General features: G+C 41.1%; 21 protein-coding genes. 3 read left to right on the forward strand and 18 right to left on the reverse strand.

Annotated features, from left to right (window positions below):
• Positions 1-24: 24 nt before the first annotated feature.
• Complete coding sequence (locus tag FTU09_RS11120) at positions 25-546, reverse strand: hypothetical protein (RefSeq protein ID WP_373685376.1); 522 nt, start codon at positions 544-546, stop codon at positions 25-27.
• Positions 547-972: 426 nt separating this feature from the next.
• Positions 973-1,659: a ribulose-phosphate 3-epimerase gene (gene rpe / locus FTU09_RS11125; protein WP_004975246.1), complete on the reverse strand. Its 687-nt coding sequence runs from the start codon at positions 1,657-1,659 to the stop codon at positions 973-975.
• 229 nt (positions 1,660-1,888) lie between these two features.
• Here rpe and FTU09_RS11130 point away from each other — a divergent pair, with 229 nt between their 5' ends.
• Positions 1,889-2,170 (forward strand): DUF2218 domain-containing protein, encoded by a 282-nt coding sequence (locus FTU09_RS11130; protein ID WP_026438437.1) that lies wholly within the window; start codon positions 1,889-1,891, stop codon positions 2,168-2,170.
• 10 nt (positions 2,171-2,180) lie between these two features.
• Here FTU09_RS11130 and FTU09_RS11135 read toward each other — a convergent pair whose 3' ends face one another.
• The 9 genes from FTU09_RS11135 to FTU09_RS11175 form a co-directional block, all read right to left on the reverse strand.
• On the reverse strand, positions 2,181-3,212 hold the full coding sequence (locus tag FTU09_RS11135) for a M48 family metallopeptidase (RefSeq protein ID WP_179990899.1): 1,032 nt from the start codon (positions 3,210-3,212) through the stop codon (positions 2,181-2,183).
• Between the two features lie 14 nt (positions 3,213-3,226).
• The gene (locus FTU09_RS11140) at positions 3,227-4,330 is read right to left on the reverse strand and encodes a YjgN family protein (protein WP_180080336.1); all 1,104 of its coding nucleotides are present in this window, start codon (positions 4,328-4,330) and stop codon (positions 3,227-3,229) included.
• A gap of 168 nt (positions 4,331-4,498) precedes the next feature.
• Positions 4,499-5,338, reverse strand: a complete 840-nt coding sequence (gene fghA, locus FTU09_RS11145; protein ID WP_004975242.1) for an S-formylglutathione hydrolase — start codon at positions 5,336-5,338, stop codon at positions 4,499-4,501.
• An 18-nt stretch (positions 5,339-5,356) separates the two neighbouring features.
• Positions 5,357-6,766, reverse strand: a complete 1,410-nt coding sequence (locus tag FTU09_RS11150; protein WP_070154323.1) for a C13 family peptidase — start codon at positions 6,764-6,766, stop codon at positions 5,357-5,359.
• Positions 6,767-6,912: 146 nt separating this feature from the next.
• Positions 6,913-7,734 carry a class I SAM-dependent methyltransferase gene (locus tag FTU09_RS11155; RefSeq protein ID WP_180080339.1) on the reverse strand — a complete coding sequence of 274 codons (822 nt, stop codon included), beginning with the start codon at positions 7,732-7,734 and terminating at the stop codon, positions 6,913-6,915.
• Complete coding sequence (locus FTU09_RS11160) at positions 7,728-8,552, reverse strand: undecaprenyl-diphosphate phosphatase (RefSeq protein WP_104852431.1); 825 nt, start codon at positions 8,550-8,552, stop codon at positions 7,728-7,730. The genes FTU09_RS11155 and FTU09_RS11160 overlap by 7 nt, the downstream gene beginning before the upstream one ends.
• Before the next feature lie 12 nt (positions 8,553-8,564).
• Positions 8,565-9,230: a tRNA (adenosine(37)-N6)-threonylcarbamoyltransferase complex dimerization subunit type 1 TsaB gene (gene tsaB / locus FTU09_RS11165; protein ID WP_096902124.1), complete on the reverse strand. Its 666-nt coding sequence runs from the start codon at positions 9,228-9,230 to the stop codon at positions 8,565-8,567.
• Between the two features lie 160 nt (positions 9,231-9,390).
• Positions 9,391-9,921 (reverse strand): gamma carbonic anhydrase family protein, encoded by a 531-nt coding sequence (locus FTU09_RS11170; protein ID WP_131261917.1) that lies wholly within the window; start codon positions 9,919-9,921, stop codon positions 9,391-9,393.
• A gap of 31 nt (positions 9,922-9,952) precedes the next feature.
• Positions 9,953-10,549, reverse strand: a complete 597-nt coding sequence (locus FTU09_RS11175) for a CoA pyrophosphatase (protein ID WP_004975226.1) — start codon at positions 10,547-10,549, stop codon at positions 9,953-9,955.
• A 123-nt stretch (positions 10,550-10,672) separates the two neighbouring features.
• On the opposite strand from FTU09_RS11175, the gene FTU09_RS11180 reads away from it, so the two are divergent.
• The gene (locus tag FTU09_RS11180; protein ID WP_026438436.1) at positions 10,673-11,221 is read left to right on the forward strand and encodes an NUDIX hydrolase; all 549 of its coding nucleotides are present in this window, start codon (positions 10,673-10,675) and stop codon (positions 11,219-11,221) included.
• Positions 11,222-11,322: 101 nt separating this feature from the next.
• Here FTU09_RS11180 and FTU09_RS11185 read toward each other — a convergent pair whose 3' ends face one another.
• From FTU09_RS11185 to FTU09_RS11210, 6 genes are all read right to left on the reverse strand, one after another.
• Positions 11,323-13,233, reverse strand: a complete 1,911-nt coding sequence (locus tag FTU09_RS11185; RefSeq protein WP_180080342.1) for a flagellar protein FilF — start codon at positions 13,231-13,233, stop codon at positions 11,323-11,325.
• A gap of 20 nt (positions 13,234-13,253) precedes the next feature.
• Complete coding sequence (gene filE, locus FTU09_RS11190) at positions 13,254-14,576, reverse strand: putative pilus assembly protein FilE (RefSeq protein ID WP_180080344.1); 1,323 nt, start codon at positions 14,574-14,576, stop codon at positions 13,254-13,256.
• Positions 14,570-16,234: an OmpP1/FadL family transporter gene (locus FTU09_RS11195; protein WP_180080348.1), complete on the reverse strand. Its 1,665-nt coding sequence runs from the start codon at positions 16,232-16,234 to the stop codon at positions 14,570-14,572. Before FTU09_RS11195 ends, filE begins: the two co-directional genes overlap by 7 nt.
• 12 nt (positions 16,235-16,246) lie before the next feature.
• The gene (locus tag FTU09_RS11200; protein ID WP_180080350.1) at positions 16,247-17,377 is read right to left on the reverse strand and encodes a hypothetical protein; all 1,131 of its coding nucleotides are present in this window, start codon (positions 17,375-17,377) and stop codon (positions 16,247-16,249) included.
• A 46-nt stretch (positions 17,378-17,423) separates the two neighbouring features.
• Entirely contained in the window at positions 17,424-18,257 is an 834-nt protein-coding gene (locus FTU09_RS11205; protein ID WP_180080353.1) for a C39 family peptidase, read from the reverse strand.
• Positions 18,258-18,449: 192 nt separating this feature from the next.
• The gene (locus FTU09_RS11210; protein WP_180080355.1) at positions 18,450-19,433 is read right to left on the reverse strand and encodes a DUF6160 family protein; all 984 of its coding nucleotides are present in this window, start codon (positions 19,431-19,433) and stop codon (positions 18,450-18,452) included.
• Between the two features lie 255 nt (positions 19,434-19,688).
• On the opposite strand from FTU09_RS11210, the gene pabB reads away from it, so the two are divergent.
• Entirely contained in the window at positions 19,689-21,029 is a 1,341-nt protein-coding gene (gene pabB / locus FTU09_RS11215) for an aminodeoxychorismate synthase component I (RefSeq protein WP_180080358.1), read from the forward strand.
• A gap of 65 nt (positions 21,030-21,094) precedes the next feature.
• Here pabB and hisC read toward each other — a convergent pair whose 3' ends face one another.
• Positions 21,095-22,183: a histidinol-phosphate transaminase gene (hisC, locus tag FTU09_RS11220; protein ID WP_004975206.1), complete on the reverse strand. Its 1,089-nt coding sequence runs from the start codon at positions 22,181-22,183 to the stop codon at positions 21,095-21,097.
• Positions 22,184-22,197 lie beyond the last annotated feature (14 nt).

The following is a 22,197-nucleotide window of genomic DNA, read 5'->3' on the forward strand; positions in this document are numbered from 1 at the left end:
CGTAAAGGTGTTTTGAATTCAGGATTAAGCTTTGGGTGGACGTAAAATTTGCTGCCAATGCCCAAGTAAATGTTGAGCTTGATAAGCAGGCAATAGAATATTGACCGATGTAAATGCTATAGGTTGAATCAGTTCAGGGACTTGCACATTCAACACACTGTTTAAGCTTTGACAATGCAACTGCGCACAGTCCTGACAATTCATCTTTGCAGTAGAAAAATCAGCCGAGCCATAACAATCTGCCGCATTTAAATCGGTATCCGTTGCGGATGTGTGCTGACTGAGATGATGGTTGGCCTTGGCATCATGCCCAGATATATGCTGCTTGGTTTCAGGATGCGTTTGTAAAGCTGTGGTATGACAATCTGGTAAAGATGTCATTTCACTCGCTGCGGTTGCAGAATGTCGAATCTCAGACCCTGCTGCCTGATTTGACATCATCCAATCATGTGCAGGTTTTACCGCAGCACTAACAATACCACTCCACCCTATGACAAATGCCATCAGGACAACAAACCACATTTGTTTGTAGGGTTGAGTCAGCACTAAATAAATTCCTGAGTATGAAAGATGCAGACCTGAACTTGCACAAGAATTGAACATTTTTGCCAAGTACAATCCACAATCTACAATGCACTCAATATAATTCAAGCCCCACTTATACACAATATCTTCTGCATTGAAAAACAGAGTGAATCCGTGCGATTTAAAAGCCAACTAAAACAATCAAGTTATATATTAAGCAACTTATTTTTATAATTAACTGAGTAAATACTCAATAAATTCAGTGTATTTAAAATAAACAAAAAGGATTCGACTGAATCCTTTTTATACTTATTTTGTATAAGTCATAAACAATTGATGTACAAATGTTTATAAATTAATCGGCTTATCCATAGTGTTATCAACATAGATATCCATACGGTTATCTACAAAGTTATCCACAGCATAAGCACTTGTGATTGTAGAAATTTATACTTCGACTGCGCCAACTTTTGCCAATTCAGCACGCATTTCATCAATCACCGTTTTATAGTCTGGCTTGCCAAAAATTGCTGAGCCTGCAACAAACATATCTGCGCCCGCTTCTGCAATTTCACGAATATTGGCAGGTCCCACACCACCATCGACTTCTAAACGGATATCACGACCTGAAGCATCAATGATTTGACGTGCCTGACGTAATTTCTCTAAAGTCATTGGAATGAATTTTTGCCCACCAAAACCAGGGTTCACACTCATGAGTAAAATCTGATCAACTTTATCAAGTACATAATCTAAATAATGCAGCGGTGTAGCAGGGTTAAAGACCAAACCCGCTTTTGCCCCACCCGATTTAATCAGTTGCAATGAACGGTCAATATGCTCTGAAGCTTCAGGATGGAACGTGATAATGTCTGCGCCCGCTTCTAGAAAATCACCAATCATGCGGTCTACAGGTTTTACCATTAAGTGCACATCAATTGGTGCAGTAATACCATAGTTTTTCAATGCCTTACATACACCTGCACCGAAAGTTAAATTCGGTACATAGTGATTATCCATCACATCAAAATGCACCACATCGGCACCTGCCTGAAGTACATTTTCCACTTCTTCGCCTAGACGAGCAAAATCTGCAGATAAGATAGACGGCGCAATTAAATAAGGCTTGGACATGGGAGAACCTAGCTAAATATTGGGATTGTGGCGCATTATAGCAAAGACTGCTTGGTGTGGTGGATTCTGTTACGATTGGATCATTCAGTTCGATGATTCAGGTCGATCAGCCAATTTGATAATTCTATCTCCGCAACGCTCTGTTGCAGCACTCCACTGTTCTTTCAGTCTGGCTTTGTTATGGTGAACACCATTACTCATTTGAACAACATGCTGGTTTCAACAGATGATGAACAGTTCTGCCCATATTCAAACAACGCAAGCAAGCCGTATTGCCAAGCGTCTACTCAACCACTGGAAACATAAATTTGACGTTGCAGAAAGCGCAACCCAATACCAAATTATGATGCCAAGTGCCACAATTCTACTTATACCCCAAACACATGAGCTTGTAGTTGAAATTCAGGTAAAAAATACTGAAACAGATTTAAGTTACCTCGAACAAGTCGTGCTTGATCATTTAAGTCGTATGGGACAAACAGAATTGAGCGCGGTTTGGCAACGGTACTAACTGTTTCATGTTAAGGCGCTAAACGCTGCGTTTGTTCAAAATCCTTAACCGCTTGAATACGTTTTTGTGTTGCAGGATGGCTTTGTAAAAAATCCAAAGGGCTTTTGGCGGTGTCTTCACCTGCATCTTCTGCCAAACGCTCCAGAAAATGGGCAAAATGAATGGTTGGAATGCCCTGAGCATGCATCGTATTTAAAGCATAATAATCTGCTTCAGATTCAAAATTACGTGAATAATTTGCCCCCACGAGCGCCACAGGCAAGGTCGAAACTAAATCTGTACCATCTCCTGTAATCGCGAGCAAAATAATACTAAACCCTAAGCTCGATAAAGCCTGTTGCAAGCTGTGTCGTTCTACCAAATGCCCTTGTTCATGTGCCAACACGCCAATGATTTCCTGATCATTCTCCGCCAATTCCACCAATTCATCGGTCAAAATAATGGTGTTATTCGGAATTGCCAGAGCATTCGCGCCTAAGCGATCACCTTGTCGAAACAGCACTTTGGCAGGTGTATCTCCTGCAATAAGCTGTCGATAATCTGTTAGAATTTTCTGCTGACGCGCTGCGGGCAGTTGGCTTGGCGCTGTCATGTCTAAGATATAACGCTCTGCTTCATCACCAATTTGCTTTAAGGTATTCGCAGGTAACTGAAAAGCAACGTATTTGGATGCACTTGGGATGCCCCATTGCACTGTGGCAAATACCATCAACAACACAAAAACCAGACTAAATACAATTAGGCTTGGCGTACGTTCCAATTTCCAAATAGAATGCTGCACCTGTTTATTTCGCAGTTGAAACCATTCAGGCAAGGCTTCGGAAAATTCAATACGTGCATCGTCTTTAAGTTCAATGACAGGTTGAATTTTACCTAGTGCGCCCACCAACATCATGTCTTGATAATGATAGTGTCGTTGTTGCTGTAAATTTTCACCATAACGAATAAGTACCGACTGAGCATCTATAGGAGAGATTTTGGCAGCCCATGGTTTAGACACTACACCATCATAAAACACCACATCCACGATCTGTGCTGCCATCTTCTTCTCCTAGCTTACAGCGATACATCAATATCAAAAATATCACTGAGTTCTTCTGCAAGTGCGCTATGTTCAGCTTGCAGTTTATTGATCATCAAATCTGGATCATTTTTTAAATGTAGACTTAAAGACTCAACCTGATAGCGATATAAACGAATGGCTGCCCATGGGGTCATTAAACCCAAGCTCAGAACTTTCACAATCCAATTGGTCACCACAATCCAAGTATAGTGCCACTGTCCGCAATCGGTCTGAAATTCACTACGACTGATACTGGTATTGTTCCATGTGGTGATAAAAATTCGCGCCGACATCAACGGCCAAATTAAAAATATCCCCAACAAATAAACCGCTAAAAACAACCAAACCAACTGCGTAGGATTGCGACTCAACTGTCCTGCCAAAGCCAACATCATCCCGACAGCAAGCAAAATGCCAAAGAACAATAAAATAGGCATATACATCGCGCGCATATAAGCAGGCCAATCTGCTTTCAGCTTAAATTTAAGCTGCCCTGCATATAAATGGTCTAGGCAATAGCGCTTATACATCCACACCAACACAGGAAAAAATAAGCCCAAAGTAAACAAATTAATTACGATACATTTTAAAAATACCCAATAGGCTTCTTTGTTACTGCCTGAAAAATAAAAACGGGCATTGCCAAATTTACTATTTCGCGCCTTGAAACGGATGGTCGCTCGAATCAACCACGGCACAGCTAAATATAAAACCACCACGCCAATGACCATTGCTTTGACTGAATAATTGGAAATCACCGAGATCGCAACATAAATTCCAATAGCAATTAAACGTCCCAATAAAATTTTATGTGGGATGCCCGTGAAATCAAAACGACGTTTGATTAATTCGGTATTGCCATAAAAGTAGCGCAAACGACGTACTTTTGCCCACGGTGCATACAGCCCAAAGGTCACGATCATCAACAAAATATTGACAATCCAAATACCAAAATACTCTGAGGCGCTACCATGAAACTGAAAATGATGAATCCGTCCAAGTAATGGATTCCGTGCGGGTGGCGTTGTCGGTTCCACTGGAAAAAACGGGGAAGATGGCGTTGCTTGTTGTGGTGAATCCCATTCTGAATTGTGCATGTGATGCCTTATTTATTTTATTGTGCGGTCGTTATTTTACCCAGACACTCAAACCCAAATGAGCAATGTTTCCAAATGGTAAAAAAGCAAGTCTTCAACATTCTAATAAAAAGTGAACAACTTGCCTAGAAAAGTTTAAAAATCAATGCGTAAAATTGAGTACTTGGCTTAGTCCGCTTGCAATTGTACCGCATGGAATTGCAAATGCTGATCTATAAAGCTTTGAATGAAATAATAGCCATGATCATAGCCTGCATGTTCCCGCAAACTCAATTTTTGCCCAACCGCATCGCAAGCTTGCTGAAATAATGCAGGATTGAGCTGACTGTAGAATTGATCTTTCAATCCCTGATCAATCAAAATTTCACTGAACAATGCACCTTTGGCCTGCACCAAAGCAGTCGCATCGTGCTGTAACCATACTTGCTGATCTGTACCTAAATAATTCGAAAACGCTTTTTCACCCCACGGGCATTGGCTTGGCGCACAAATCGGAGCAAAAGCAGACACTGACTTAAATTTTTCAGGATATTTAAACGCGAGGGTCAATGCACCATGACCGCCCATACTGTGCCCCATGATGCCAACGTGCTGTGCCTGAATTGGGAACTGTTGCAGCACCAATTGATAAAGCTCATCGGTGACAAAAGTTTCCATTTGATAATGTGCCGCCCACGGTGATTGTGTCGCATTGATATAGAAACCTGCACCCTGTCCAATATCCCAATGGTCGCCTTTCGCAACAGCTTCACCACGTGGTGAAGTATCTGGACTAATCAAGATTAATCCCAATTGTGCTGCCATGTGCTGCGCATGTGCTTTAATCGCAAAGGTTTCTTCGTTACACGTTAAACCCGCCAAATAAAATACCGCAGGACACGCCTGCCCCGCCAAAGCTTGTTCTGGTAAAAAAATGCCAAACTGAGTTTCAGTCTGTAAAGCATTTGAATGAAAACGATAAATCCGTTGCTCACCCTCAAAACAGCGGTTGTTCTGAATTAACTCCATCACCCTCTCCTCTTTGGCTTATTGAACAGATTGTGCACTCAATTGAATTTCAGCCGATGTTGCAACACTTTTTTGAGGAAACAAACGCTGCTCTAATTGTGGCAACATCAATTCCATATTTTTACCAATTGCCCATTGTGGCTCTGAAGGTTCAAAACCTTGCGCTTGCTCCCATTTCGCCACAGTCACTTTGGCTTCATTAAAAGCATTAGCAAAAGAGTTTTGTTCACGCATAGCCTGATCAAAAAAGGCACGACCAAAATAAGTATAATCAGCTTCGTTTGAACAACCAAACGACTCACGATCTGCTGCCGATGCAGTAATCACCAAGGTATTATCATCTTGCAAGGCGGATACAAAGCTACCTGAATAACAGGCTGAAATGACGATCACACGCCAACGAATACCCGATTTATCCAAAGTATCGCGTAACCATTTCGGATCGACCTGATTTAAGTCAAGTGGTGCATTTTCAATTTCAAAATGATCTTTTAAACCGTGTGAGGTCATATATAAAAACAGCACATCACTTTCACGGTTCATGCGCTGTCCAATACGGCGCAGCGCTAATTCAATACTGGTTTGCGAAGCAATTGGAATTACATTGCGGGTCATTGGGTTATTAATTAACACCATCGAACGCCCAAAAGTACCAAAACGGGTATCAAACTGTTCACGAATGCGCTCAATTTCAGACATAAATACGTCTTGATAACTCGCCCCTGCAACACCTAAAAAGTACCAATGCGATTGAGCAAATTCCCCATATTGAATACTGTCTAAAGCTTTATTGAGTACACGACTTTGTGCATAAAAAGCTTCTTCGCTTAGACTTGGTGGAACTTCTTCTACTTTCCAAATGGGCTGACTTTTCACTGACATTTGCCAAACTACCAAAGTGAATAAGGTCGCCAAAACAATCAGCGCACGTTCCCACCACGGCCAATGCAATTCACGTGAAAACACCCATACCACTGCCAAACTTTGCCAAACAAATAGCACCATAAAAATGGTAGGCAAATAGTCATACAACACATACGGCAAGACATCCATCATGCCCATGTATTGAATCAAGCTTTGTAATAATGCAACGTGAGTATCTAATACCAACCACAACAAAGCAGGTACTAACAATAAACGCGGGTTATTGACACGCTGAGAAAGAATAATTCCGACAATTAAGGCAATAAAGGGCCACAAGGCATAACTGACCAAACCTTGTGGGTTAAATTCACCCACTTCTCCCGCGACCAACCAACTGAATAAGGTATTGGCAAGACCACCTAAAATCCCCCAAAAAATCAGTTGTAAGATAGAAGGACGAATAATTTGCAAAGAGCGTCGCGAACCCAAAAATAACCAAACGCCTGCGGCTTGGTTGCTTTTAAAATCGTGCCAAAAATTAATGGAGGGTTTGAAGTCAATCATAGGATTCTGTTAATCGCAGCTCGCGTTTCCACACTCCAAGTTTATGCTTGTCGTCGTAATTATCAATTGTCAATTTTAACTATATAACAAATCTTTGCGCATTATAGAAGCATTGAACGCCTTGCCACTGCTTTAGTGGTAGAAATCTACCCGTTGTTCCAATTTGCTTGGAAATAAGCATCAAATCGGCAAGCATCACCCTGCCATTGATGTGTGGTTTCCTTCCCCGCCAAAAATACTGCCAAACGCGGACGCTTCACCACAACACGTTTGGCAATTTGCTGTGCCAAACCCAGTAAATGATCACCCAAATCCATTTCGCCATCTTCAGGTAACAACAAATGTAATAACTGCATTTGTTTTTTGACTTGAGCCTGCTTTTTCTGCGCCTGTTGATGTTGATCTCGCTGCGGAAACATCGGGTCTAAATACACCACATCAACCACTTTGCCCTGCACCGCACAGTTACGTAAATAATCTGCTGAATCTGTAAAGACCAACTGGATACGGGCAACAACACTTGCTAAAAAAGGATCATCTGCGGCTTGGCGTTTAGCATCTTCCAACAAAGTAAAAAGAATAGGATGACGTTCCAATAACGTGACTTGAGCACCTAAGTGTGCCATGAGCAAGCTGTCGTGTCCTAATCCTGCCGTAGCATCAATCAGGCTTGGTTTTTCCGACAAATTGCAGGCGCGAGCGATCATTTCCGATTTTAAAGAGGCACGTTTCAATCGCCCAACTTCAGCTTTCCAATCGGGTTGCATTTTCATACCATTGGCACACAACCACAGCCCTTCAGCATCTATACACAATGCCAACTCAGGGTTCAAACGCAAAAAACGCGCATTGAGTTTTTCTACTGTTTCAATGCGCGTTTGCACACCTCTAGACAAAAGCACAGCAGAATAATGCTGTGCTTGAGTGAGCCACTCGGCTTCGGTGTATAAGCGAAGTTCGCTTACCATAGTTTCCAACCTGTGAATGCGAACAATAAAATGATTAAACCTGAAGCAATACGATACCAAGCAAAAATCATAAAATCACGTTTCGCCACATAAGCCACCAATGCACGGATCAGCAAAAGTGCGGAAACAAAAGAGACGATGATCCCGAAGCTGAGTACGGTCCAATCTTCAGTAGTTTGGAATACATCATAGCTTTGATATAAGTCGAGCAAGCCTGCGCCAATAATGACAGGAATTCCCAAAAAGAAGGAAAACTCAGTTGCTGCTTTTCGCGATACACCCAAGAACATCGCGCCAATAATAGTTGCACCTGAACGCGAAGTCCCCGGAATCAGCGACAATACCTGAATTAGACCAATCCAAATCGCATCTCGATAAGTTAGGTCTTCAACCTCATGGGCACGTACTTGTGGTGGATGTTTTTCAATCCACATAATAATAAAACCGCCAATAATCAAACCAATCGCCACGGCAACATCATTAAAGAGTAATTCTTTTACAGTCTGCCCAAAGGTCAATCCAATCAGAATAATTGGAATAGATGCCATAATCAGACCAAAGCCCAAGCGTCGACCTTTTTCTTCGCCAGTAAACATGCCTGTGGCTGCGCCCCATAGACGTGTCCAGTACTCATAAATGACCGCTGCAATTGCTCCCATTTGAATGGCAATCACAAATACATCGCTTTTTTCTTTGGTCCAAAAGTCCATTAGCTCTGCAGCGAGAATCAAATGTCCTGTGCTAGAAATGGGTAGAAATTCGGTAATCCCTTCTACAATACCCATAATTGCCGCTTTGAGCAGCAGTAAAAGATCCATAAATAACCCTAATTATGCCTTGCCTTGTTCTGGAATTTTTTTCCAAGCATTGTCACGTAAATAGACAGGCAATGCTTGTTCTGCGCTGACCCATTGCTGTTGCTGTGCACAGACGCGTGCAATAGTAGCAATATCTTGTGCGGTTGCACTTAAGCCTTTGTATTGTATTTGTTCTTGATCAATGAGACCTGCACCAGAACCGACCAATTGAAAGCGTACCGTCTGTGCAGCATCGCTATAATTCAATAATTGTTCCTGATCAACCGCCTGCATGATTCCTTGTGCATCTAGCTCAAAACTGGCGATATACACTTCATTCATGCGTGCATCCAACACAGCCGTAACTGCAGTTAATCCTTCAAGACGATAAGCCGCCTGCGCCAATGCCTGCAAAGTCGATACAGGAATTACAGGCACATCATGCGCCCACGCCAAAGCTTGCGTGACTGCCGCATTAATTCGCACACCGCTAAAAGAACCCGGGCCACGGCTAAAGGCAATTGCAGTCAGATCAGCCGTACTAATTTGAGTTTCAGCAAAGCCTTGCTCAATCATCGGTAAGATGGTTTGCGTTTGTGCTTTTGCTCGCGCATCTAATTGAAAAAAGAGTTCCTGTGTTTCATCTACAATCGAAACGGAACACTGCTCATTGGCAGTTTCCAATGCCAGCAATTTCATGCACAACCTTCAAGGAGTAAATATCAAAAATTGGCGTTATGATACTCCACTCCTGAAATTCACGCGAGGATTTACATGCCTTAGATTGCAATTCCTGAGTATAAAATTCTATGTAATTACAGCTAAAAAATGCGTTTGACTAAACGATGCAAATTCTATTTTAGAGTGTTGCAGGCTCTAGGTTTACAAAATGCTGAAAATGTTCAGCATAGTGCAGCGCACTCATTTTTAAACGTGCTTCTGCAGACTCATCCAAAGTCTTAACCACTTTACCGGGAGAACCCATCACCACAGAATTATCGGGAATCACTTTCCCTTCAGGAATTAAAGCATTGGCACCAATAATACAGTTTTTACCAATCACCGCATGATTCAGCACCACTGCATTAATACCAATCAGGGTGTTATCGCCCACGGTACAACCATGTAACATCGCCAGATGTCCAATAGTCACATAATCACCAATCTGCATTTCAATACCTGCATCGGTGTGCAAAACAGCATTTTCCTGAACATTACTAAAATTACCCAATTTGATTTTACTGTTATCGGCACGTACCACAGCCCCAAACCAAATACTAACTTTCTGTCCCAACTCAACCTGACCAATGACCGTGGCATTATCCGCCACCCAACCATCCCACGGTTGCTGCATTGCTTTCGGGGCATATCCTTTAAATTTATACAACATGGTTCCTTCCTATCTTCACATCAAAATTTTTCTATTTCTTAAATGTTGGTGAATTTAACAAAAACGGCCATTCTTTACGATAATCCAAACCATATTCAAATAAAGACACCAACATCCGCGCTGTTAAGCCCCAAACCACTTCATCTTCAACCTGCATACTAGGAAAATATAATTTTTGTTGTGCAAAGCTCACTTCATACGGCGTTGGTGGCGCTTCCATTAAATGCTGTAAAGAGGCAAAAAAGATCCGATCAATTTCTGAAGGTTGTGGAATTAATTCTACTTTTGGAGGAATCAGCCCCACCACAGGCTTAACCAACATTCCATTACGGGCTTTTTGCATTGGCAAGTCACCAATCAACTGCACTTCAAATGGATTTAATGCGGTTTCTTCCTGCGCTTCACGCAATGCCACCACAATATTACTGGTATCTTGCGGATCGCGTTTGCCACCAGGGAAAGACACCTCACCCGCGTGATTATTGAGTAAGGTAGAACGGCGGGTTAGCAATACCTTTGGATCAGACTCGTCGGTAATGGCAATCAATACCGCTGCATGCGCTTCCATGAACGTTTTAGAAAAGCGCAAACGTTGCTGTAATAGATGCGTGAGCGAATGATCAATCATGCCTTATAATTCTCCTTGTCTAAGTTTTCATCATAGCTGAAATAGGTGGGCAATAGATAGAGAGGATGCCAAAGTTGAAATTTTCAGTTATTCTGAGAACTCCCTTCAACAATGACGATCACTATGAACTTTTGTGGAAATTGTGGACAAAAAACAACAACGAAAATTCCGCTTGGCGATCAGCAATTACGTCAAGTGTGTAGCGCATGTGGCAATATTCACTATGTCAATCCAAAAGTCATTTGTGGGGCATTGGTCGTTTGGGAAAATAAAGTATTGTTGTGTCGTCGTGCAATTGAACCACGCTATGGTTTGTGGACTTTACCCGCAGGCTATATGGAAATGTTTGAAACCATGGAGCAAGGTTCTGCCCGTGAAACCCGCGAAGAAGCCGAAGCGGAAATTGAAATCGAACAACTTTATTGCATGTATAACATTCCACGGATTGGGCAAATTTATGTGCTGTTCAAAGCTCAATTGTTGAATGGTCAATTTGGTGCAGGTGAAGAAACCATCGAATCACGCTTGTTTAGTGAAGATGAAATTCCGTGGTCTGAATTGGCTTTCCCAAGTGTAGAACGTACTTTACAACACTACTTTGCAGATCGAAAAAACAACCATTTCACGACCCACTTAGAAACCTTAGGTTCACGTACCGATCATACGGGTTAAAAACCCCACATGATGTTCATTTGAATCAAGCTAAAATCTGAATAATAAATAGCCCACTGAGTAGTGAGCTATTTTCATCTCTATATCATAGGAAATTAATGCTAAATACGCACTTTATCTGGGTTATAACATTCGGCAACATCTAGACTTACAGCTCCACCTTGGGCTTTCACCAAAGCTTTATCTGTATCGGTTGCTAAAGCTGGGTTTTGAGCCACGTAAGTTGCAAGTTGCGCATGATAAATATTGCTCCACTTCACTGTTGAGCCATTGAAATCAGACAATGTAATACGTGTAGAGTTGGCTGCAACTAAATTGCCAATATTGGCACGTGCACCGCCCACCACTTGACCATTTCCACCTTCAACCGCTTCAATTTTGGTATTCAAACCAATGACTGCGCCATCAAGTTTATGAAATATTGGATTGGCCAAAATCATACGCAAAGTAACTGCTTTATTGTCGATATCGGTTGCACCTAACACACCTATACGGTATTGCTGCACACCATTTGTATCAACATATTCAGCACCAGACTGACGAATTGCTGCACACTGACCAGACATATCGGTTTCTGTGGCATTTGGTGCTATATCTGTACGAATATTGCCATCTTCATCTAAAACAACACCTAATTTGATGCTATCTGTCGTCGTTCCGCCATCAAAATTAAAGGTCAAGGTTGCATAAATTGGGAAAATATAGCGACTGCCTAAAGGTACATTTTTTTGGGTTTTAAAAACGCGATTATCCAAAAAGTTCACAGAAAAGAATTTATAGGCATCAAAAGAACCTTTGAACTGATCAGTGCCTATAGTTTGTTGCCATTGACCATAATCTGCAAGATTCGCTGTTGTAGATTTGGTCAATAATTTATAAAAACCTTCCGTGCCCGCAATTAAATAATCATTAAACACCTTACCTTGGGTAATTTTAAAATCATCAGCCGTATTGTCATTCACACTAAAATGGAATGGCCCCTGAATACGTTTATTCAATGGGTTGACCCATGTGGTTTGTGCTGCTGCAACCATACGCTCAGGACGCACTTTACGAATCAATTCACCGCTCACAGTTAAAATTGGGTTAGTGGTGTTTGCAGACACTGCACCTTTCCACTGCATACCATATCCAAAGGTATATCCTGAACGGTCTGTGATCAGTTGATACTGCCCAATGAGGTGTTTCAAATCTGCGACCGTAGATTTACAGTCTGCCAAATTACAGCCATATAAACCCTGTGGCAATTGTGAGTCTTCTTTGGCTAAAATCGGATAGTTAGCTTGATAAGATGCCGAGTTATTCATGTAAACCAAGGTGTTTAATGCTTGATAAGCATCATCTTGAGATACCTGTGACACATCTACCCACGGGCGTAAAATACTGGCATAAGCCCCTGAACGATAGTCACCAAGCTCAACGGACTCAGCAACATTTGCCAATTGTTCTTTTTTGAGTGTCGTAATCGTTAAAGGCTGAATATCGCCTGCGACAAAATTTTTATTTTCAAGAGATAAAGCCTGTAAAACACGTACAATTGCAGTCGCGACCTGTATAGTTTCGTCACTACTACTTAAACTCGTTGCTTGGCGTCCTGTTAATCCACGTGCCATATCTAACACACTTAAACGTGGATAACCCGCGCCTGCAGTACTGACCATTCCAATATCAGACAATGATACTGTGCCTAAATCAATATATTGATTGGTCTTTTCCTGAATAAAGAAGTGGACTTTATCTCCTTCACTACATTTACCTGTTGCCGCATTACTTTTCGGCTCAATCATGGTGATGTAGGTTTTACTGGTATCACTGCTACAGGTAAAATTCAAACCATCCACAGGATAATCCAATGCAAATTCCACGCAGTTTTTTGCTGTACTGGCACAACTTCCATTGATATACGCCACAGCATTAGGCTCTGGATTAATATTGGCACTTTCTCCACCACAACCACTCAATGCCGCCATCAATGCTGTCGTTGCAAAAGGTAAAATATGTCTTGTTTTCATCCTGAATTCTCTTATTGTTGTTAGCGTATCGCAATGAGTTTTAATTGCCCTTGGTTACTGAGCGCGCGATGTTCCATATCCACTGCAGAAGCCAATGGCGTTAATAATACATAGTGGCTATTTTTTGGAAGTTGCAGCATACCTTCTATTACCTCGTGTCGTAAGACATTGCCTGCAGTATCCTGATTTCTAAAACCACCTGCACCTTCAATCACACAGCCTTTTTGATCCAGAAAAACCACAAACGGCCAATAAAAGGTCGGTTGATTTTGCTTCATGGCATAAGAGTTGATTTGAATATTTTGAATATTGCCTTCTAACTTCACCAATTCATAATCAAATTTTTCGGTTAAGGGAGCTCTAGGCCACAAATTTAAATCTTGTTGTGCTTTTAAGGTTTTAGCTTTATTTTTTTTGCTTTCAGCAAAACATTGCTGCCCCAAACCCTCAATTGCTTCAGCTTGATTAACACGATAATAGTCTGCAGCCAAAACAATAGCGTGAGGCTCAGCAACCGATTGCTTTTTAAATAATTTATTGAGAACGGAACGGCTTACACCACGTTCACGTTCGACCACTTGCATGCGAGTACCGCCGCCGTTTTTTGTGTCAATCATGCCTTCTGGCATACTGTAAAAGCGTTTTTTTCCTTCTAAATTAAACTCCTGATCTTCCAAATACTCACTTTTAACATACTGTTCACCCGCCATCTCCATAAAACCTGATGATGTCGCGTCAGTTTCAGCTTTCGCCTCAACCACAATTGCAGACTGAGAAAGAGGTGATGCAGAATTTTCTTCCAAGCCGATTACACTCGATATTTTTGGCTTGGTTTTCTCAACATCTACGCTAGATGCTTTTACAAGCTTCTGTGTGCTTGAGGCTATGTCAGTTTTCTCTGCAATTAAAGATGGCTTGGATTGCTCAACATCTTGAGTTACGAGTACTTTTTGCTGCTGTTGCATCGTTCTTGCTTGCTGAACAACAACTTTAGAGCTTGGTGCAGTTTCTTGTATTTGCTCTTTGAGAGTCTTTTGAGCAGCATTTTCCGATGCACTTTTAAGTTGTAGTGAGGTGGCTGGTATCACTTGTTGTGCAGGAACAGCTTGAACAGCGGTTTGAGCTGGTTTTTGCTGCTCTTTCTTTTGTTTTTGTGCGGTTTCCAACGCCTGTATCGTTTGCTTTTTTTCTGCAGCATTACGCTGCACCACAATTGGACGACCATCTGGTCCAATAATGGTGTAAAACTGATTCGCGTAACACACCGATCCCATACTGAAAATCAGTGTGAGTATCGACTTTGAAAATAAAGTCCGTTTTATTTTCCGTACTGAACTTACCATCGTGTTCTATAACTCAATCCAAGAATTGTAATTTTTGTATCCGTTTTCACATTCAAACCCGCATAAGGGTTTAACAGCAGGTTATTCACACCTTCCTTATTGGCTAAGCTACTGGTATTGGCTGGAATTTTATCCTTACTTTGTAAAAAGCCGATGGATAAATCAAGGTCTGTATCTGCATCAAAACGATATCCCACACCCAGACCGAATAAACGTGCATTATTAATTGGTACCATGGTGTTACGTTTATTGTCAGGAATCGCACTACCACGTGGTTCATAACCCGCACGCAGTTTTAAACGGTCTGTGGCTGAATATTCGATGCCAACACCCCAGTTCCACGGTGACTTAAACTCTAATGGCAAAGCTAAACTGTCATCAGACACATGCTCCGAAAGCAATTTTGCAATTTTTAATGCTGAGATTTGACGGTCAAACTCGAATTTGAATTTATCCCATGCTTTATAGTCAGTCCAGCCCACATCAAAATTGACTTGTAAATCAGGCATGACTTTATATTTCATCCCCGCTTGAAAGTGCGCAGGATATTCAAAATCCATAGAAACCAAACCAGACTCACTGGCTGGAATATAACTTGGGAAACCTAAAATTGCCGCTAAAATCTGCCCTGTTGGTGAAGACATCAAACCATTAATTAACTCACGCGGTGCTTTCGAGTTATCAATATGATATTTGCCCTTCAAGCGCATTTTAGCTGCACTCTGATACACCATACCAAAGCTAAAATCTTCTGTCGGTTCCCACAAAATACCCAAGTTATAACTCGGGCTTAAACTTTGCTCAACCGCCAATTGCATTTGCCCAAAACGCGAAAATGGATTCATACCTTCTTCGGCATTACAAATCCCGAGCAACAAAATATCGGTAATGATGTCTGAATTTTCTTTAAATGGCGTACAGACGACCTCATCCACCATACGCAACATCCCGATTAGTTCATTCGGGAAGCGCAAATCGGTATTCATGGCGATAGCTTGGTAAGACATCCCAATTGACGCACCGACTGACAATTCATCATTGACTTGATAGGCAATAGATGGAGAAAGATAGGTGATACGTTCTAAGGCAACCTGTTGTCCCATAAAGTTACCAGGGTTACCATTTTCGGCACCAAAGCCTGCAATCAGCGGTGCATATAATGCGGTGGCAAAGGTTACTTTGGAACCAGGTGGATTATAGGCAATACCGTTGGTTGGCGCTGCCAGTGGCATACCCTTACCTAAATCGACAAATTTTTTCAGAATCGGGACATACAACGTTGGATATTCGACATCGGCTTGTACTGTACCTTTAAAATCGGTACAAAAATCGGCCAAAATTTCTGGCCCATCGTTACACACCACAGGGTCATCAGAATAACCAAATACGTCATAACCTGCTGGAACAGAAAGCTCACGCTGTACATCAAAATGTGCCAATACCCCTTGCACATCTGTTTGCAAACCTTCAATTTTGGTCAGTGCAGCAGGGTTAAAGTGAATCGCACTAATACCAGGAGGATCTGCAGTGACCGCATTCCCCATAGTCAAAGAACGAATATCGACAGATAAGTTTTGTCCAAGCTGCGCAAAAGCAGCCCCTGAACAGCCCGACAGTATAATTGCAGTCACTAACGGGCGAAGTCGTATCATTTTCATGCGACTAGCCTCTTAGCGAATTTTTTTACCGAAACCGAGAATATCCAGTGGGAATGACAAACCAAGTGATACGTCTGGCGCGTCTTCGGTCAGACCGATTCCTACCGTACCATTCACAATGGTTTCAGGCGAAACGCGCACGCCTAATGAAATAGCTAAAGTCGCACTGGTTTGGTCTGCAGGCGAATAGCTTTCACCTCCTTCATAAAAAAACTCAGAACCAGTATTGAAGCTCTGCTGATAAGACATGGTCATCGACACATCGTAGTTAAACGAATATGCAAAACCAAAAGCAAAACCACCACTAATCCCTGGCTCAAATTCTTCAATTATACGTCTACCGCGAATTTGATTGAGACCGCTTTCTTTAAAACCATAGTTGGCTGAAGCAGAAGCAAACAATACAACTGGGTCAATATACTTACGCGTACTTGCACCGATGCCTGCAGAGTAGTAACCCTTACCTGTTGATAAATCTTTAACAGGATTAATCTCGTAAGGACTATCCCCCGTTTTGGTCGATAAATTTGCGAATAAAATTAAAGGTAAACGCCCCGCTTTTAATGGGAATGGCTCCCAACGTGCACCTAAAGAAATATCCCCCAAGCCTGCTGCCGTGGCATCTTTTAACAAGTCTGACTTTGCAACCAATGGTACAGAAGCAGATAAAGTTAAATTGTCACGCAAACCATATTGTGCGGTGAAGGTGTTAGTTAATGCGTGGGACGCATTTTCTTGCACACGAAGCTGATACAACTGACCTTGAGCCATTTCAAGGTCGAGCTGCGTATCACGATGATAGGTATAATCAATATCATAATAAGATGAAATTTCACCTTGTCTCATAAGGGAATATTGACGCTCATTCGAGGTAAACACTTCCTCTAAATTCGCCTCTTTGGTTGCGTCGCCCTCTTGCTGTTGCAAAGCAGATGATGCTGCTTGTGCACCATTTGCAGCGACAACCGCACTATTTGTTTCAGCACTTGTATCTGCAGTTGATGCTGCTGTATCTGATACTTCTGCCTGTTCAGTTGTGGTTTCATATTCCCCTAATTGCGGCTCTTCTGCAGCATACGCTACCCCAATTACCATTTGGATACTAAGCGCCAATAAGGTTTTATTCATCCATTTACGTTCCATGATTTACCCCTTCCATTTTTTATTTTTGTATGTTGTGAACAATGTATTATTTGTTTTTGTAGTAGAGTCTTAAAAAACGATGCTCGTACTGTCCGTAATTTTCAGAATCTTTATTTACATTACGTTCCAGACGTATCGTTGATGCTTTATCGGCTATTTTTTCCATCGCAAATTGTGGATATTGAATATCAACAAAGGCATAACGATTCACTGTTGCATCTTCCACATGACGTAAATCTGTTTCTTGTAATGCCAACATAGTTTGACGATGTTGCGGTGCGACATTAATTAGAAATAAAGTGTTATTTTCCCAAACTTCTTTAAAGCGTTCTTCATCGAAACTGATATTGCCTAATGCAGGGTCTGCCACATAGACACGTCCATTTTTATATGCCTTATACACCACAAAATGTTTAAAACCTGCATAGGAAATCGGCACAATCGCAGGCTGTCCTTGTTTAACTAAATCCGAAAATTCCCCGCGATATCCACCACTTTCCATGCCCAAAGCTGCGACAAAGCGCTTCATATCCAATAGTGAAAAACTACGACGTTCAATAATTCGTTCGTATTCTCCATAACGCAGCAAACCACTCATGGTTTGTTGCTCGTTTAATTGTGTTCCTACATAACCATTCAGCAAGGTTGTTAAAGCCGCTGAACCACAACTATAGTCATAGGCTTGGCGCACAATTCCACGAAATTGATCTTCTAAAGCAGGTTTAATTTGCACAGGCTCTCTGTGCATACGGGTAAAGGAATTATTTCTAGAATCCAAAGTTTCTGTGTAACGCACAGTTTCAGGATGCTGTTCTTTTAAATCAAAGGCTTGTGTGGCAGCGTAATAGATCAATGCCGAGCCCAAAGCGATCTCTAACATATATTTTTACTTTTTAGTTCTCGGCAATACCTGCCTAATATTTTTATTTTAGAGTTTTCACTCTACTTCCTTGTATTTAGAAAGATACTCGTTTTATAGAAAAAAAAAAGAGCTTTCTTTATTTTTTTGCGAACTCATCAGTTTATTTGTAAAAAAAAGCGCGTGAATTCACGCGCTTTTTCAGTTTTTAAATTAGTGACCAGAAATAGTGATAATAGCACCTTTGGTATATACACCAGCATCTGGACTAAAGTAAGTTTGTAAACCTTGAACTTCCATATCACCAATAGAAGCAGCACCCTTACTGCCTAAATGGATACCTGCTACATAGTTATCTTTAGCACCACCAGTACTCACAATACGGATATAACCATTGTTAGTACCTTCCTTACCAATCACACTAATGTTTTGTTTTAAGGTTAAGTCCGTAGAGTTTGCATCAGTAAGTTTAATGCTATCTACATAGATTTGGCCTGCTGCACGATTACCTACAGTACCATCTCCAGCACCTACTTTAGTAGAGTTATCTAAAATACCTAGGTCTTTGATCTCTAAACCACCCACCATTGTGGTATCTAATTTAATCATTGCCCCTTGTGGCGCTGCGCCTAATTGGATGTTGGCATCCATTTTACCTGTTTTTAAAGTTAAACCAGATAAAATTGCATTATAGTTTTTCTCATCATTACCACGGCGGATAGAGGTTGTACTTGTATTTTCAGCATTTGATGCAGATACACCAATTTCACCAATCTTGATATCTAAGCCAGATACTTGAGCTGCAACATTAATAAATGCTCCACCTGCAGCAGTAGAACCTGCATCTGTATCAATGACCAAGTCTGCTAAATTACGCGAAGTTAATAAGTAAGCACCTTTATTATCATAGTTCGCACCAATCACAATACCATGCTTTTCGTTTGCATTTCCAGCAATACCATTGCCTTTAATTACAATCGCACCAGCTTTACCTGGAGTGGTAGCATCAACACGTAAACCATCATTATCATGGATTAAAAGTTTTTCGATTTCGATTTTAGAAATACCAATCCCGATGCTTAAACCATCTTGACCAGTAGTTGCGCTTAATGCAGTATCGTCCATTGCCTGCATTGCCATTGCATTTGTCGTTAACGCGATTGATGATACCAAAGCAAGTTTAGTAAATTTTTTCATCTTGTTACTCTCCCGAGAGTATTATTTTTTTGGTTTTACCACTCAGTGCCAGTGATTGTGTTTTTATTTGATGAGGACAACACTGACACACATTCCTTGAGTAGCCGGTTTGCACATACAAAGGTATATCTGAGTTATTTTTTGTTCAACTGCTGTTGGTCGCAATCCACATCTTACCGACAAACGGTTATTTGCTTTTTATCTGCTGCAATCATGTAAAATAGCCTTTTAAAATCTCTCAGCTGTTTACGCTTTATGTCCTATCCTACTCATTTTAAAAAATTATTCTGTGAACCTGAATATAAGGCTGCAAGAATTTTGCAAGCTTTGGCAGCACTTTCACATTGTATTTATTTGCAAAATAATGGAAAGGCACGTATTGCTTTTTTGGCTGAACGCTATTGTGTGCAGCAAAACCATCAACATTTTTACTTTCAAAAAACGGCATTGGATCAATATGAATTAAGTCCAACTCAATTAGATTTAACAGCTCATCTCGGTGCTTTAGAAGATGCTGACACCTCCCCATTTTGCAGTGTAATGGGGTTTGTTTCGTATGATGCAGCAGCACAGCAACACATCAATATGCAGTCTCGTCCCCAGCCAAGTATTTTTTTAGGTCAATTTAAAAGCTATTTACAGCAAGAAACTGATGGCTGGTATTTTTATAGTTCAGACGATGCTGCTACTCAAATCTTTGATTTTATTTTAAATTTATATACTCAATCAACCATAATTGAACAGTTCCAATTAAGCCAAAAGTGTCAAGCCCGCTGGAATTTCACAGATTACCAACGCGCCTTTCAACATGTTCAAGACTATATAGTGGCAGGAGATTGTTATCAAATTAATCTTACGCAAGAGTTTAGCGCTGAGGCTCAAGGTCAACTTTTAGAGACTGCAGCTCAGTTTTGGCAACTGACCAATGCACCTTATGCAGGTTATTTACGTATTGGTGATTTTGAAATTTTAAGTTGTTCGCCCGAACTCTTTATCGATTTTGAGGAAAATCGAAAAATTACCACAAAACCCATTAAGGGCACGATGCCACGTTATGGCGATCCTGAATTAGACCGACAATCGAAACAACAATTAAGTGAATCTAAAAAAGATCAGGCTGAAAATGTGATGATTGTGGATTTATTACGTAATGATTTAAGTGTTTATGCCGAAACTGGCAGCGTCAAAACGCCAAAGTTATTCAATATTGAGTCTTTTAACCAAGTGCATCACATGGTCAGTGAAGTGACCGCAACACTAAAAGCCGAGATGAATCCTTTTGATGTGTTGATGTCTGCCTTGCCAGGTGGGTCAATTACAGGCGCACCGAAAATTCGTGCCATGCAAATTATAGATGAACTCGAAGGTGCAGCACGTGGCGCCTATTGCGGCTCTATGGGTTATTTTGATGCCGATGGAACGGGTTCTTGGAATATCCTGATCCGTTCTATTCAGAAATATCAGCAAGATGTTTCATTATGGGCTGGTGGTGGCGTCACGATTGCATCTGTTTGTGAAGCAGAATATCAAGAATGTTTTGACAAGGTTTCAGCGATGTTGGACTTATTGAACCGCTGGTACAAACCTGCGCAATAGCATGTCGCAAAAACAAAAAAAGCGAGTGAATTCAATGCTTCACTCGCCTCTACGATATTTTACAATTAAGCCAAAATATCGTATTTTAAAGTATCTACTAAGCGTTGATTTTGATCATCTGTACCAATAGTAATGCGCAAATATTGATTGATGCGTGGTTTATTAAAATAACGCACAATAATACCGCGTTCACGTAATGCTGCAGCTAATTCACCCGCATCCTGTTGAGGATGTGATGCAAAAATAAAGTTGGCGTGTGATGGCAATATCTTAAAGCCCAAGCTCGTTAAATCCGTCACCAATTTCTCACGGCTTGCAATAACTTTTTGGCATTGTGCTTCAAAATACGCCTGATCTTGAAAAGATGCCACCGCTGCTGCAATCGCAAAACGATCCATTGGATAGGAGTTAAAACTATTTTTCACGGCTTCCAGTGCGGCAATTAAATGCGGTTGCGCAATCGCAAAACCAACACGTAAACCTGCCAAAGAACGTGATTTAGATGTGGTTTGACACACCACAAGATTATCGTACTTTTCTACCAATTTTACTGCAGACTCTGCACCAAAATCGACATAAGCCTCATCAATCACTACCACTGAATTTGGATTGGCCTGTAAAATTTCTTCAATCGCACTTAAACCCAAAGCAATACTGGTCGGTGCATTCGGATTGGCGATGATGATGCCGCCATTGGCTTGCTTATAATCATCAACCACAATTTCAAAATCATCATTTAAAGGCAAAATTTTAGTTTTTACCCCAAAAAATTGACTATATACAGGGTAAAAACTATAGGTGATATCCGGATACAGTAACGGCTGTTCCTGAACAAAAAAAGCCTTAAAAATATGTGCAAGGACTTCATCTGAACCATTGCCAACAAAGACATTTCCAACAGCTACATTTTGCTGTTTCGCAATGGCTTGCTTAAGCTCAGACGCATCTGGATCTGGATATAAACGCAGTGCATCTGCCGAGTTTTCTAAAACCTTTTGCACCGCTTCCACCACTTTAGGCGAAGGTGGATACGGGTTTTCATTGGTATTCAATTTTAATAAATTTTGAATTTTTGGCTGCTCACCCGGTACATAAGGCTCTAGCTCACGTACTTCAGGGCTCCAAAAACGCATTTGTTCTGCTGTGATATTCATTTTGTATTCTCTTT

This window comes from Acinetobacter sp. YH12058, assembly GCF_013419805.1.
In the GTDB taxonomy this organism is placed as follows: domain Bacteria; phylum Pseudomonadota; class Gammaproteobacteria; order Pseudomonadales; family Moraxellaceae; genus Acinetobacter; species Acinetobacter towneri.